The 13,239-nt window shown below is 65.0% G+C and carries 14 protein-coding genes; 6 read left to right on the top strand and 8 right to left on the bottom strand.

Annotation, left to right across the window (positions count from 1 at the left end):
- Positions 1 to 150: 150 nt before the first annotated feature.
- From NOF53_RS22070 to NOF53_RS22060, 3 genes are all read right to left on the bottom strand, one after another.
- On the bottom strand, positions 151 to 705 hold the full coding sequence (locus NOF53_RS22070) for a NuoB/complex I 20 kDa subunit family protein (RefSeq protein ID WP_109334497.1): 555 nt from the start codon (positions 703 to 705) through the stop codon (positions 151 to 153).
- A gap of 88 nt (positions 706 to 793) precedes the next feature.
- Positions 794 to 1,153 carry an NADH-quinone oxidoreductase subunit A gene (locus NOF53_RS22065; RefSeq protein WP_109335456.1) on the bottom strand — a complete coding sequence of 120 codons (360 nt, stop codon included), beginning with the start codon at positions 1,151 to 1,153 and terminating at the stop codon, positions 794 to 796.
- Positions 1,154 to 1,439: 286 nt separating this feature from the next.
- Positions 1,440 to 1,862: an Rv3143 family two-component system response regulator gene (locus tag NOF53_RS22060; RefSeq protein WP_255972721.1), complete on the bottom strand. Its 423-nt coding sequence runs from the start codon at positions 1,860 to 1,862 to the stop codon at positions 1,440 to 1,442.
- A 203-nt stretch (positions 1,863 to 2,065) separates the two neighbouring features.
- On the opposite strand from NOF53_RS22060, the gene NOF53_RS22055 reads away from it, so the two are divergent.
- From NOF53_RS22055 to NOF53_RS22030, 6 genes are all read left to right on the top strand, one after another.
- Positions 2,066 to 2,509, top strand: a complete 444-nt coding sequence (locus NOF53_RS22055) for a hypothetical protein (RefSeq protein ID WP_255972719.1) — start codon at positions 2,066 to 2,068, stop codon at positions 2,507 to 2,509.
- Positions 2,510 to 2,649: 140 nt separating this feature from the next.
- Positions 2,650 to 4,041 carry a cytochrome P450 gene (locus NOF53_RS22050; RefSeq protein ID WP_255972717.1) on the top strand — a complete coding sequence of 464 codons (1,392 nt, stop codon included), beginning with the start codon at positions 2,650 to 2,652 and terminating at the stop codon, positions 4,039 to 4,041.
- Between the two features lie 77 nt (positions 4,042 to 4,118).
- Positions 4,119 to 4,637, top strand: coding sequence for a hypothetical protein (locus NOF53_RS22045; RefSeq protein WP_255972715.1), 519 nt, complete (start codon positions 4,119 to 4,121; stop codon positions 4,635 to 4,637).
- A gap of 53 nt (positions 4,638 to 4,690) precedes the next feature.
- Positions 4,691 to 5,536 (top strand): DUF4097 family beta strand repeat-containing protein, encoded by an 846-nt coding sequence (locus NOF53_RS22040; protein WP_255972713.1) that lies wholly within the window; start codon positions 4,691 to 4,693, stop codon positions 5,534 to 5,536.
- A 29-nt stretch (positions 5,537 to 5,565) separates the two neighbouring features.
- Positions 5,566 to 6,528: an ATP-binding cassette domain-containing protein gene (locus NOF53_RS22035; protein ID WP_255972711.1), complete on the top strand. Its 963-nt coding sequence runs from the start codon at positions 5,566 to 5,568 to the stop codon at positions 6,526 to 6,528.
- A 35-nt stretch (positions 6,529 to 6,563) separates the two neighbouring features.
- Positions 6,564 to 7,316, top strand: a complete 753-nt coding sequence (locus NOF53_RS22030; RefSeq protein WP_305087188.1) for an ABC transporter permease — start codon at positions 6,564 to 6,566, stop codon at positions 7,314 to 7,316.
- Here the strand turns inward: NOF53_RS22030 and NOF53_RS22025 are convergent.
- From NOF53_RS22025 to NOF53_RS22005, 5 genes are all read right to left on the bottom strand, one after another.
- Positions 7,310 to 8,122, bottom strand: a complete 813-nt coding sequence (locus NOF53_RS22025; RefSeq protein WP_255972708.1) for an alpha/beta fold hydrolase — start codon at positions 8,120 to 8,122, stop codon at positions 7,310 to 7,312. The two genes, NOF53_RS22030 and NOF53_RS22025, sit on opposite strands and share 7 nt — an antisense overlap.
- Before the next feature lie 31 nt (positions 8,123 to 8,153).
- A complete protein-coding gene (locus NOF53_RS27775; RefSeq protein ID WP_255972707.1) occupies positions 8,154 to 9,797 on the bottom strand; it encodes a sigma-54-dependent Fis family transcriptional regulator in 1,644 nt (547 codons plus the stop codon).
- A 101-nt stretch (positions 9,798 to 9,898) separates the two neighbouring features.
- Entirely contained in the window at positions 9,899 to 11,347 is a 1,449-nt protein-coding gene (locus tag NOF53_RS22015; protein WP_255972706.1) for an aldehyde dehydrogenase, read from the bottom strand.
- 29 nt (positions 11,348 to 11,376) lie between these two features.
- Positions 11,377 to 12,486, bottom strand: a complete 1,110-nt coding sequence (locus NOF53_RS22010; protein WP_255972705.1) for an NDMA-dependent alcohol dehydrogenase — start codon at positions 12,484 to 12,486, stop codon at positions 11,377 to 11,379.
- A 216-nt stretch (positions 12,487 to 12,702) separates the two neighbouring features.
- The gene (locus tag NOF53_RS22005; RefSeq protein WP_255972704.1) at positions 12,703 to 13,173 is read right to left on the bottom strand and encodes an Lrp/AsnC family transcriptional regulator; all 471 of its coding nucleotides are present in this window, start codon (positions 13,171 to 13,173) and stop codon (positions 12,703 to 12,705) included.
- Positions 13,174 to 13,239: the final 66 nt, after the last annotated feature.

The raw sequence follows: 13,239 nt of genomic DNA, 5'->3' as shown, positions 1-13,239 counted from the left end.
GCTCGCTGAGACATGGCTCGCTTCGCTCACGAATGCTCGGCCTTCCTCGCGGACCCTTCCCTCGTCACTCACTCGCTACGCTCCCTCGCTCCTCAGTCCAGGCCCCACGGGCCGAGCACACAACCACATGGCTCGGTTTGCTCGGGGCGGTCATCGGAGCAAGCCCTTCATCTCGATCGTCGGAGTGACGGCCAGGGCGGCCTCCTCCGCCGCACGTACCGCCTCTTCGCGGTTCACGCCCAGCGGCATCTCCTGGATCTTCTCGTGCAACTTCAAGATCGCGTGCAGCAACATCTCCGGCCGTGGAGGGCAGCCCGGCAGATAAATGTCCACCGGAACCACGTGGTCGACACCTTGGACGATGGCGTAGTTGTTGAACATGCCCCCCGACGAGGCGCAGACACCCATCGCCAGCACCCACTTCGGCTCGGCCATCTGGTCGTAGATCTGGCGAAGCACCGGTGCCATCTTCTGGCTGACCCGGCCGGCGACGATCATCAGGTCGGCCTGGCGCGGAGACGCCCGGAACGCTTCCATACCGAATCGGGCGATATCGAACCTCCCGGCACTGGTGGCCATCATCTCGATAGCGCAGCACGCGAGGCCGAAAGTCGCGGGCCACAACGAACCCTTCCGCACATAGCCGGCCAGACCTTCCACCGTGCTCAGCAGAAAGCCGCTCGGCACCTTCTCCTCGATACCCATATCCGACTCTTCCTACTTCCGGTTTCGCTATTCATCCGCTTCCGGGGGCCCGGCAGATACGTGAGCACTGCGAGCAACCGAAAAGCACCTAATCCCAACTGAGACCGCCACGCCGCCACTCGTATACGTAGGCCACCGCAGCGCTGAAAATGAAGAGAGCCATAGCAACGAGACCGAAGAAACCGAGGGCATCGAAATGGATCGCCCACGGGTAGAGGAACACGATCTCGATATCGAAAATGATGAACAACATGGCGGTCAGGTAGTACTTCACAGGAAAGCGGCCTCCGCCCACCGGCTGGGGGGTGGGATCGATTCCGCATTCGTAAGCGTCGAGCTTGGCCCGGTTGTAGCGCTTCGGACCGACGACCGACGCCAAGATCACCGATACGACCGCAAAGGCGACAGCAATCGCTCCGAGCACGAGAATCGGCACGTAAACGTTCATGCGCTGAGCACCTCCCTGCGAGCCTGTCCGCGATACCCCATCTCCTCGAACCGAGAATCCCTCAGCGCGTAGATATGTGAGTTGAGACACAGACTACCGGTTTCGGCGGTCTTGTCTCGGTTTCAGCGCCCGCAGTTCCCCAGAGATTTACGTGGGTGTAATTCCCTCCCACCGCGTCGGCCACGTGACAGTTTGCGGATGGCGGATCGGTCAGTAAAGATGCAGGTCAAGAGGCAATATCGCGCGGGCAGACCTGCCCGCGTCGATGGGCTTCGGAGAGCCGGCCCTAAGACGAAATACGAGTGCGGAGCAGCGCGACAACCGCCTCGCCGAGCCGGATGGGGTCGATCGGATGAGGAACCGCGGCCTCGGCCCGTGACCAGTTGGCAAGCCACGCGTCGTCAACTCGCCCGGTCAGCACCAGCACAGGCGGGCACGGGTCGATTTCGTCCTTCAGCTGCTTGGCAATTCCCATCCCCCCGGCCGGGGATGCCTCCCCGTCCAGGACGGCCAAGTCGATCCCGCCCGCATCCAGGTGCTGGATCACCACCGGGCCGGTCGCCACCTCCACGTATTCGAGTTCCGGCAGATCGGGATGCGGACGCTTACCCAGAGCCGACATGACCTGCCGGCGGGTGTTCGGGTCATCGCTGTAGACAAGGACGCGCAGCGAGTCGGGGCGGCTGGGACGGGCGGTCGCGTCGGTCACGGACCCGATGCTACCGGCCCGGCGTGGCCGGATTGCGTTGCTTTCAGGATGATCCGGCGTCAGCGGGGTGGCCGGGTGCCACGCCACGGGCCGTCCGATCGAACCCTTGCACCGGCTTCCGAACACCGCTACCGGCCCCGCTTCACATCCGTCAGGATGGATACACGGTCTCGAAGCACGACGATCGAACGGACGGTACGGACATGAGGCGTTTGGCGTCGACATTGCTAGTGGTGCTGGCCCTGTGTGCGGTGGCAGTTGCCCTGTTCTATGTCACGTCCCGGTCGCCGCAGGACACCCCCGCGCGTCCGGTCGAGGACAAGGCGTTCATGATCGACGGGAGACCGATGACGTGTCGTGAACTCTTTCCGCCGGGCTGCGACTTCGACCTGCAGAATTCGTACAACCGGTGGGGTGAGCGGCTCGACAACTTCGTCGATACCAGCGACCTCGGTCCCTACGCGCGGGACATCGGGTTCGCGGCGTCGGCCAAGTTGAGCCTGCAGGCCTGCAGGCTTTCGGAGACGTCGGGTAAGACCATCCTCGAGTTCGTCGAACTCGCTCGGCGCGACCACCCGGAGGCAGGCAGCCCGCAGCTCTTTCCCTTCTGGAACCGGGCGCGCCAGTACCTGTGCCCCGGGGTGTAAATCCGCCCAGTGGCGCGTACCGCAGCGGACAAGTCTGCAGGACAGCTGCATTGGGCTGACATGCTCTCGGTGACCGACCCACCGATGCCGAAGTGAGAGCCATCGGTTTACCGATGGCGGCCGGGGGTACCACCACCTCCATGGCGACCAACACCACGCGAGACGCGGAGCATCGTGCACTCGAGACCGCAGCCCTGGGCGGTGGCCCGACGGTGTCGGGACTCGAGGCACTTCGTATAGCGGCAGTACTGGGATTCAGCCCGATCGCAGCCGGTGTCATCGCGCGGCGTCCCCGCATGATGGCCGCGCTGGAGCGACTCGGTGCCGACGCGCCCACCGTGCCGTTCGTTCGCGAGTTGCGGGAGCGCTATGGGCCCGGACCGCTGCAGCTGCGGATACCGGGCCGGCGGCTCGCAGTGGTGTTGACCGGGACCGATGCAGGTCGCGTCCTGGGCGGCACACCCGACCCGTTCAATCCTGCCAACAGGGAGAAGAAGGGGGCGCTGTCGCCGTTCCAGCCGCACGGTGTGCTGATTTCGGAGGGACACATCCGGCGGGAACGTCGGCGCGTCAACGAGGAGGCCCTCGACACTTCGCACGCGATGCATCACCTCGCCGGCCCGATGGTGGAGGTGATCCGGCACGAGATGGCGGCACTGATGGCATCCGTGCAGGCGAAGGGAACCCTCGACAACGACGAGTTCACCCGCACGTGGTGGCGCATGGTGCGTCAGATCGTCCTCGGCAAGTCGGCCCGCGATGACAACACGGTCACCGATCAGCTCCGCAAGCTCCGGTCGAACGGCAACTGGTCCTACTTTCTCCCGCAGCGACGCAAACTCCATGACCGGTTCATCGAGAGCCTGTACTCCTACGTCGACAAAGCGGAGCCGGGATGCGTGGTCAGTGCCCTCGCCGCCCTACCCGCCGGCGGGGCCATCGACCCGGTCGGTCAGATACCGCACTGGCTCTTCGCTTTCGATGCGGCAGGCATCGCCAGCAGTCGCGCTCTGGCTCTGCTGTCCAGTCACCCCGAGCAACGTCGACTCGCCCAGGAGGAGATTGCCGCCTGTGACACGGCAGTTCCCCAGCAATACCCGTATCTTCGCGCGTGTGTGCTCGAGTCGGTGCGGCTGTGGCCGACGACGCCGACCATTCTGCGTGACTCCACCAGCGACACCACGTGGGGCGCCGCGGACGTCGAGTTCACGATTCCGGCGGGAACCGCTTTCCTGATTCTCGCGCCCGCATTTCACCGCGACGGTGAAACATTCTCGTTCGCCGACGAGTTCGCGCCGGCGGTCTGGCTCGACGGAATGGCGCAGTCTCGTCCCGAGTTGGTGCCTTTCAGCGCAGGTCCCGCCGAATGCCCGGGCCGAAACCTCGTGTTGTTCGTGACGAGCACGATGCTGGCGTTGTTGCTGGAGGCCGCCGACTTCGAGCTCACCTCCACCCCCGCACTGACGCCGGAGCGGCGTCTGCCGCCGACCCTGAACAACTTCGGGCTTCGCTTCCGCGTCACCCCGAGGTAGGGCCAAAGGCAGCGCTCGCGACCACATGGTGCCACCGACGCCTTGTAATGGCATCACATTGGTGCCATGCTGATGCCATGGATCTCGCGCCCTACGTCGCCGCTCTCCGCTCCCAACTTGCCGTTGCCGCCGAAGCGGGTGGGGAGGATGCCCTCGCCGTAGCCGAGCGATTGGTGGCACCACTCGAATCGGCAGTGCGGCTCGCGATGTTGGATGTTCTGTCGACAGCGGCCAGTGAAATCACCCGGGACCTCGCGCCGGGCTCGGTCGATCTCCGTCTGCGCGGGAAGGAACCGAGTTTCGTCGTCACGCCACCCCCGGTCGACGCTTCGTTCGACGAGGCGGAGGCGCCCACCGTCAACACCTCCACCCGCCGTCTGCCCGAAGGTGACGACGGCGCAATGACCCGGATCAACCTCCGTCTCACGCAGGACATGAAGGACCGAGTGGAGGAAGCGGCGCGCGAGTCGGGACTGTCGGTGAACGCCTGGCTTGTCCGTTCGGCGACAGCAGCGCTGGGCGTCGGAAACAGCCCTTCTCGCCCCGAGCGTCGCGCACCCCGGGGCGGAGACAGCTACACCGGCTGGGTGCGCTGACGCATCCTCCGCTCGCATCCAGCACCCACTTCATCATCTATCGGAGGATCACCATGCCCACCTTCAGCACCCCGGAACCGATCGAGGCGACGATCGAACTCGTTGTCGGCGACATTCGCGTCACCGCACGCGACAGCAAAGACACCGTCGTGGAGGTACGCCCGAGCGACAGCTCCCACGAACCGGACGTCCGGGCAGCCGAACAGACTCGCGTCGACTACTCCGCCGGTCACTTACTGGTCAAGGCTCCACGGCAGCGCGGTCTCGGTCTGTTCGGCAGAACCGGGTCGGTCGACGTCACCGTGGAACTGCCGACGGGTTCCCGCCTGGAGGCGAAGGCGGCCGTGGCAGCCTTCCGATCTGCAGGCCGGCTCGGGGAGTGCCGGATCAAGACGTCGACGGGTGACATCCAACTCGGCGACACCGGCTCACTCGACGCCGGCACCGGCGCCGGCGACGTAGTTGCCGGACGAGTTCTGGGCGACGCCGACGTGCGCACCGGGTCGGGCAAGATACGCGTCCGCGCGATCGACGGCACTGCGGTGATCAAGAACTCCAACGGCGACAATTGGATCGGTGACGTCACCGGTGACAGCCGCGTCAACACGGCCAACGGTGACATCTCCGTGGACTGCGCGCACCGTGGCATTACCTGCGCAACGGCAAACGGTGACATTCGAATCGGTGAGATCGTCCGCGGCACAGCCTCGTTCGACACCGCATTCGGACAGATCGAGATGGGGATCCGGGCGGGGACAGCGGCGCGGCTCGACGTGCGCACCTCATTCGGCAAGGTCGACAACCACCTCGATACCGCGGACAGCCCCGGATCGTCCAACGAGACGATCGACGTTCGCGCCCACACCAGCCACGGCGACATCGTCATTCGACGTTCATAAGCCCCGGAAGCACCTCGAAAGGAAGCGCAATGACAACCGCAGTTTCCACACGCCCAGCCATCTCGGCAATCGGGCTTCGAAAGTCCTACGGCGACACAGTCGTCCTCGACGGCATCGACCTCACCATCGCGGAGGGAACGGTGTTTGCACTCCTCGGACCCAACGGTGCCGGCAAGACCACCACCGTCAACATCCTCTCCACCTTGATCGATGCGGACGCCGGCGACATCCGAGTGGCGGGACACGATCTGGTTCGTGAACCGGATTCGGTGCGGGCAGCGATCGGTGTCACCGGCCAGTTCTCCGCAGTCGACAATCTGCTCACCGGGGAAGAGAACCTGATCCTGATGGCCGACCTGCACCACCTGGGCCGTGGGGAAGGACGACGGCGCACTACCGAACTCCTGGAGCAGTTCGACCTCACGGAGGCCCGCACCCGGCCGGCGGGAAGCTACTCCGGGGGGATGCGGCGGCGACTCGATCTCGCGATGACCCTGGTGGGCAGCCCACGCGTCATCTTCCTGGACGAGCCGACCACTGGGTTGGACCCGCGTAGTCGCCGCACCCTCTGGCAGATCATCCGCGACCTGGTGGACGACGGCATCACGATTCTTCTCACCACCCAGTATCTGGAGGAGGCAGACCGGCTCGCCGATCGCATCGCACTCCTCGACCACGGAAAGCTCGTGGCAGAAGGCACTCCGGCTGAACTGAAGCGGCTCGTACCGGGCGGTCACGTCGTCCTGCAGTTCGCCGACGTGGATTCGTTCGAGACAGCGGCGAGCGTTCTCGGCGACGCGACACACGACGCGGATGCGCTCACCTTGCAACTTCCGAGCGACGGTAGCGTGCAGTCGCTGCAGACCCTTCTCGCGCGACTGAGTGCCGAATCGATCTACCGCGCAGCGCTTTCCGTACACACACCCGACCTCGACGACGTGTTCCTCGCACTGACCGGCAGCCCGAACCATCAGAAGGAGACCCTGCAGTGACTACTCTCTCGCTGACCGTAAGCGATTCGGCGACCATGCTGCGCCGCAATCTCCGGCACCTGGTGCGCTACCCATCGATGACCGTGATGCTCGTCGGCATGCCCATCATTCTCCTACTCCTGTTCGTGTACGTTTTCGGTGGCACCCTGGGAACAGGACTCGGCGCACCAGGCGGCGGGCGAGCCGCCTACGTCGACTACGTCACGCCGGGGATTATCCTGATGACCATCGCCAGTACGGCTCAGGGCACAGCGATTTCGGTGGCCATGGACATGACCGAGGGCATCATCGCGAGGTTCCGCACCATGGCCATCGCTCGCGCCTCGGTGCTGACCGGGCACGTGCTCGGCAGCCTGATTCAAGCGGCGCTGAGTCTGGGCGTCGTCATCGGCGTCGCGGTGCTCATCGGGTTTCGGCCCACCGCCGGATTGGTCGAGTGGACCGCCGCGGTCGGCGTACTCGCGATGATCACCTTCGCGCTCGTCTGGTTGTCCGTCGCGCTCGGCCTCGTGTCGAAGAGCGTGGAGACGGCAAGCAATCTGCCCATGGTCCTGGTGCTGCTCCCATTCCTCGGAAGCGGCTTCGTCCCTACGGATTCGATGCCGGTGGGACTCCGCTGGTTCGCCGAGTACCAGCCGTTCAGCCCGGTCATCGAAACACTGCGCGGGCTTCTACTGGGCGGCCCCATCGGCAACAACGCCGTGCTGGCCATCGGATGGAGCGTCGCGATCGCGGCACTCTCCTACTTGTGGGCCAGAAGGTTGTACGTCCGTCGAACAGCTCACTGAGTCATTCGTGCCGTCGACCGCACAGCGGCGACGAACTCGGTGGGACGTTCTATATGAACCAGGTGACCGGCTCCTTCCACCGTGATTGTGTGAATGTTGCTCCGCCGCCGAATGATACGTTTGTGGAGGCCGGTCATCCACGGGGAGCTCTCCGCTCCGAGGATCCAGGTGATCGGAACCGGCAGGTCCACTATCGCGTCGAGCGGCACGTGCTCGGCCATGACGCCGAACGGATGCGGGTCCCATTCCGCCAGTACCGGGGTGGAGTTACGCCGGATGTTCGACCGAACCGCATCGTCGGCCATGTCATAGCTGTTGCCGCCCGACTGCAAGGTGGTGGCGAAGCGAAAGAAGACCTCAGCCGCCTCGAGGGGCCGGCCTCTCACCTGGTTCAGCTTCAACCGCAACCCAGCAGCCAGAACCGATCGATCGGCGTACCGCAGGCCGTGAAAGGGTGCTTCTACTATGACGAGTTCTCGGAAGAGTTCAGGTCTGCGGGCGGCCGTGGCGAGCACGATGTTCCCACCGGAACTCCAACCGACAACCTTCGCGGGTTCTTCGACTACCCGCTCGAGCACGGCTTCCAGGTCTCGCGCGTGGATTCGGTGATCTCGCACCGGCTTGTGCCGGGACTCTCCGTATCCTCGCCGGTCGTAGACGATGACCCGGTGATCCCGGGCGAGGTCGTCGAGGACACCCTCCCACGTGGTCGAGTCGGTGGCCGAGCCATGGACCAGAACGAGGACGGGGCCCTCACCGACTTCCCGGTAATGCAGGGTCGCGCCGTGAACTGTAAGGGTAGGCAATGTGATCTCCTCGAGGTGCGAATCGTTCCGCCTATCGAGTGGGCGTGGTGACGATTCCGTATGAGCGGATAACGCGGTACAGGGTGGTGCGACTGATTCCCAGCTGCTGGGCGGCAGCCTTCTTATTTCCTTTGAAGTCCTTGAGCGCCTTGACGACTGCATCACGTTCGGCCTGCTCGAGTGCTGTGAGCGGTCGGGTCAGCCTGCCACGGTACTGCTCCGGCAGGTCGCTCACGGTGATATCCCCCGCGCTCCGAGAGGTGCTTATCGTTGTCACGGCGGTGTGCAGTTCGCGTAAGTTCCCCGCCCACTGTTGCCCGGCAAGAGCTTCGAGCGCTGCCGGTGTGAAACGCACTTGCGTCGCTGTACCGAGGTCGTCGAGCATCTTCTTCACGAGTCCGGGGATGTCGGCGCGGCGGTGACGCAGCGGCGCGAGCTCGATTCTCTCCGTGCAGTGTGCGACGAGTGCGGCGTGCTCTGGGGGCAGCTCGTCGACCGGCGCGCTGGTGACGATGACCCTCGCTCGCGCCGAGCGTAGGTATTCTGCAGCCCGCCTGGCGAGCGCGGGTGGGAGAAATTCGATCGCTTCGACTACGACGCATCGGCTTTGGTCGAGCTGCCGCCGGAGCTGCTCGGCCCATTGTCGCTCACCCCACTCCGAGACCTGTGCAGCGTCGAACCAGACGGCCTGCTCGTCGGCAACCGCGCGGGCGGCTGTCGTGTGACCAGAGCCCGGCTCACCAGTGATGAGGACCGACCCGATCGACGCGACCGGCCCCGGCTGCAGCGTCTTCGAACGGGTGAGTGGTTCGTCGAGGGTGAAGAGAGCCGCTCCGCTTCCGGGAATCCGCAGGACCGACGCCGACAGCCTGCCCGTCGACAAATCGATGTCGCGAGTCACCTCCCGGTCCATCGGCGCGTCTATCGCCAACGCACGAAGGAGGGCGTGATCGGCCGGTTCGAGGATTTGAATCGCGGCTGTGTTCGCGAGGAGAATGTCGTCCCCGATGGCGATCACCGGGCGGTTGCGGGCACGTACGGTCGCATCCTGGAAACTGCGGAAGATTCGCTGTTCGGCCTGGCGGGATTCTTCGAGCAACCGCTCACCGATCTGACGCGCCGAACGAATCACGAAAGGCGCGAGCAACGGGCTGTCGTCCTCGTTCAAACAGGTGATGTCGAGGACACCCTCGATCCGGCGGGTCACCGGGTTGAGCACGGGCTGGCCGTAACAGCTGAACCTCTTGAGGGCCTCGATGTAGTGCTCCTCGCCGCGGACCGCGAGGCCCCGGCGTAGCTCGAAGGCGGTGGCGATCGAGTTGGTACCTGTGGTTTCCTCGAGGAATCGGCGGCCCTCCACGGCGCCGACCTTCTCGAGTTTGGGTTGCAGGCGCCGTTCGCCGTAGCGGAGATCGACCAGACGTGCATTACGGTCGGCGAGGATGACGGCGAAACCGGATCCCTCGAGTTCACCGGCCATTTCGTCGAGCACCGGTGCGGCAGCGACCATCAGCCGGCTGCGCCTGTCGACTTCCTCGATCGCGGCATCGTCGACGGACGCTCCCGGATACAGTCCGCTCATCGCCACTCGTTGCCAGGACTGCGCGATGAGTGGTCGTGACGAATTGTCGAGTTCGGTCATGGTCTCGACGTCCTTCCACACCGTGTCACGCACTTGCGAGTCTACGTTCGACTCCCTAGTTCCCCTACACCCCGGCGGATCGAGGCGACCGGTCGTAACCTCGTCCGGCCCTGACCCGCCGGGGCGAAACTGCATCATCCCAAGTACACGGATTTCAGTTCCTGGTAGTTGGACAGGGCTTCCGGACCGAGTTCACGGCCGAGACCGCTGGCTTTGACGCCGCCGAAGGGAGCGGTGGGTTCGGGGAGGTAGGTGTTGACGCCGATGGTGCCGGTCTGCACCCGCTTCGCCAACGCGAGCCCCCGGTCGTGGTCGCCGGTCCACACGGTTCCGCCGAGGCCGTAGTCGGAGTCGTTGGCGATGCGGATCGCCTCGTCGTCGCCGCCGTACGGAATCACGGCCAGCACCGGGCCGAAGATCTCTTCCTGGGCGATGGTGTGGTTGTTGTCGACGTCGGCGAAGATCGTCGGCTCGACGAACCACCCCCTGTCGCGGTCCACGGGCCTGCCGCCGCCGATGGTGACGCGGGCACCGTCACCGCGACCCTTGGCGATGTACCGCTCGACGCGCTCGCGCTGCGCCGCGGTGGCCATCGGACCGATCTGCGTGGTCTCGTCCAGCGCGTCACCGACCTTCATAGCTCCCGCGAAATCGGTGAACAGATCGACGATCTCGGAGTACCGCGACCGCGGCGCCAGCACCCGCGTCCCAAGGAAACAGGTTTGTCCGTTGTTGAGAAGTGTTGCAGTGAACAGCTTCTCGGCCACCTCCTGCAAGTTCAGACTGGCGTCGTCGAGGATGATCGCGGCGGACTTGCCGCCCAGTTCCAGGGTCACCGGCCGCAGCAGTCGGCCGCACACCTCACCAATGGACCGGCCCGCGGCGGTGGAACCGGTGAAGCTGATCTTGTCCACACCCGGATGCGCGACCAGGTACGCGCCGGCGTCGCGGCCACCGGGGACGATGTTGACCACTCCGGCGGGAATCCCGGCCTCGGCCACGGCCTCGGCAAAAATGTAGCTGTCGAGGACGGTCTCCGGTGACGGCTTGATCACCAGCGTGCAACCGGCAGCCAGCGCGGGAGCGTACTTGAACGCGGCCAGAGTCTGAGGGAAGTTCCACGGCACGATCGCCCCGACCACACCGATCGGTTCGCGGCGGACCAGGGTGTTACCGCCGAGCAGTCCGGGGCGGGTCTCCTCGGTGGCGGTCTCGCGGGCCAGACCGGCGTAGTAGCGCAGCAGGATTACCGGGAACGCGCCTTCGAGTTGCCGGGCCACGGCGACGGGCATGCCGTTCTGGGAACTGACTCGCTGCACGACGTCCTCGGCGCGGCGCTCGAGTGCGTCGGCGAGGCGTTCCATGGCGGTGGCGCGGTCGGCCGGAGCCCAGTGCGCCCACCCGGCCGGGTCGTCGAAAGCGCGGCGGGCGGCGGCAACGGCGGCGTCGATGTCGGCGTCCTGGGCCTCGGGTACCGAGCCGATCACCTCCTCGGTACTGGCCGAGACAGCGGTGATCCGCTGACTCGACGAGGGCGTAACCCAGTCGCCGCCGATGAAGAGAGAGTCGTAGTGCACGTCCATGGAATGTCCCTTGATGTCGTCGAGAAAGGTCAGAAGGTGATGACGCCGCGGAGGTTTCGGCCGTCGCGCATGTCCTGGTACCCGGTATTGATTTCGTCGAGCTTGTAGGTTCGGGTGGCCAGTTCGTCGAGCTTGAGGTGACCACTGCGGTACAGGCCGAGCAGCTTGGGGATGTGCAGGCGAGGGTTCGCGGAACCGAACAGTGAACCGACCACGCGCTTTTCCATCAGCACCAGGTCCAGCGCACTCATCGATACGGTTTCCTCCGTCGCGCGGTGCAGGTTGGTCACCACCACGGTGCCGCGTTTCGCGGTCATCGCCAGGCTGGCCCCGATCTGCTCACCGTCACCGACGCCCATGGTGTTGACCACCACGTTCGCCCCGCGGCCATACGTGAGATCCGTGACGAGAGCCTGTGCCTCCTCGCTGGTGGCGACCGCATGCGTGGCACCGAATTCGAGGGCCTTGGCGCGCTTGAACTCCACCGGGTCGACGGCCACGACATACTGTGATCCGCTCAGCGCCGCGCCTTGGACCGCGTTGATGCCGATGCCGCCGACACCGACGACCACGGAGGTATCGCCCGGCTGGACCCCACCCGTGAAGACGGCCGAGCCCCACCCGGTGACGACGCCGCAGCCGAGCAGGCAGGCCTTGTCCAGTGCGATGTCATCGTCGATCTTGATGCAGTTGGCCTCGCTCACCACGGTGTGCTGAGCGAACGTACCCAGCAGGCACATCAGACCCAGGTCCTGTCCGCGGGCGTGATGCCGGGCCGTGTGATCGGAAATCTGGGTGCCGTCACCGAGGTACTGGCCCAGTTCGCACAAATTCTGCATGCCGGCCGAGCACGCCGCACATCGTCCACACGCGGGGAGGAACCCGAAGATGACCCGGTCGCCCGCAGCCAGACCCTCGACACCGGGACCGACCTCGACGACGGTGCCCGCACCTTCGTGTCCACCAATCATCGGCAGCGGCCAGGGCAGATCACCGGTCAGCACGTGCTCGTCCGAGTGGCACAAACCACTACCGCCCATCTCGACAAGCACTTCACCGTGCTTGGGCGGATCCAGTTCGATCTCCTCGACGGTCCACGGACCTCCGCGCTCCCACAAAATCGCTGCCTGAGTCTTCACTTGATCTCCTCTCATGTAACGGACGTCACATCTCGTCCGTAGTCACGAGCATCACAGCCGACCAAGGGTGCCGCGTGTTCCATTTCTGGACACGGGCTGCTGTTACCGGGCGGGCGCGGCGGTGGGCATCGCGATCATCAACTCAGCCGGCAGCATGAGCGGATTCAGGCAGGCCAGGTCACGGGGTCATGGCTGCTCGACCAGTGCCTCGACTATTCATTCCCCGGCGAACCGTTCGAGTAGGGGACGGGTTCGATAGGGGATGGCGTCGCGCATCGCGACAGACACCGTCGTGCGCTCGATCCCGGGCACAGCGAGAATGAGGCCGGCGACCCGGTACAAATCATCGGCATCGATGGCCACCACACCGATGTGCAGGTCCGCCACCCCGGAGATGCCGACGACCTCGGTGACCTCGGCGATGTCCCGCAAATGGTCGATGACGTCCTCGAGACGATGCTGATCGACGACCGCAGTGACAAACGCCTGCAAGGGGTAACCGAGGTCTCGGGGCGCGACGCAGCGATCGACAGGCGCGAGCACCTTATGCTCGTCCCAACGAGACATCCTTGCCTGCACCGTATTACGCGCCATGCCCAACAGTGACGCCAACTGCACCCCGGTCGCCCGAGGTACGTCGCAGAGCGCAAGCAGAAGGCGGGCGTCGGTCCGATCGAGTCTCGTCATATGGCGGAGTATGCCACTGGACGACTCATCGGGCACTGCGCATTCTGCTTGATTTCTACCAGATGT

This window comes from Rhodococcus tibetensis (assembly GCF_024438035.1).
Classification (GTDB): Bacteria; Actinomycetota; Actinomycetes; order Mycobacteriales; family Mycobacteriaceae; genus Rhodococcus_F; species Rhodococcus_F tibetensis.
The sequence above is the reverse complement of the archived record's forward strand: the minus strand, read 5'-3'. Positions and strand labels throughout refer to the sequence as shown.

Bases quoted from the DNA above. Each gene is read 5' to 3' on its own strand.
- NOF53_RS22070 (WP_109334497.1), bottom strand. From the start codon at position 705: ATGGGTATCGAGGAGAAGGTGCCGAGCGGCTTTCTGCTGAGCACGGTG.
- NOF53_RS22065 (WP_109335456.1), bottom strand. From the start codon at position 1,153: ATGAACGTTTACGTGCCGATTCTCGTGCTCGGAGCGATTGCTGTCGCC.
- NOF53_RS22055 (WP_255972719.1), top strand. From the start codon at position 2,066: ATGAGGCGTTTGGCGTCGACATTGCTAGTGGTGCTGGCCCTGTGTGCG.
- NOF53_RS22050 (WP_255972717.1), top strand. From the start codon at position 2,650: ATGGCGACCAACACCACGCGAGACGCGGAGCATCGTGCACTCGAGACC.
- NOF53_RS22045 (WP_255972715.1), top strand. From the start codon at position 4,119: ATGGATCTCGCGCCCTACGTCGCCGCTCTCCGCTCCCAACTTGCCGTT.
- NOF53_RS22040 (WP_255972713.1), top strand. From the start codon at position 4,691: ATGCCCACCTTCAGCACCCCGGAACCGATCGAGGCGACGATCGAACTC.
- NOF53_RS22035 (WP_255972711.1), top strand. From the start codon at position 5,566: ATGACAACCGCAGTTTCCACACGCCCAGCCATCTCGGCAATCGGGCTT.
- NOF53_RS22030 (WP_305087188.1), top strand. From the start codon at position 6,564: ATGCTGCGCCGCAATCTCCGGCACCTGGTGCGCTACCCATCGATGACC.
- NOF53_RS22015 (WP_255972706.1), bottom strand. From the start codon at position 11,347: ATGGACGTGCACTACGACTCTCTCTTCATCGGCGGCGACTGGGTTACG.
- NOF53_RS22005 (WP_255972704.1), bottom strand. From the start codon at position 13,173: ATGACGAGACTCGATCGGACCGACGCCCGCCTTCTGCTTGCGCTCTGC.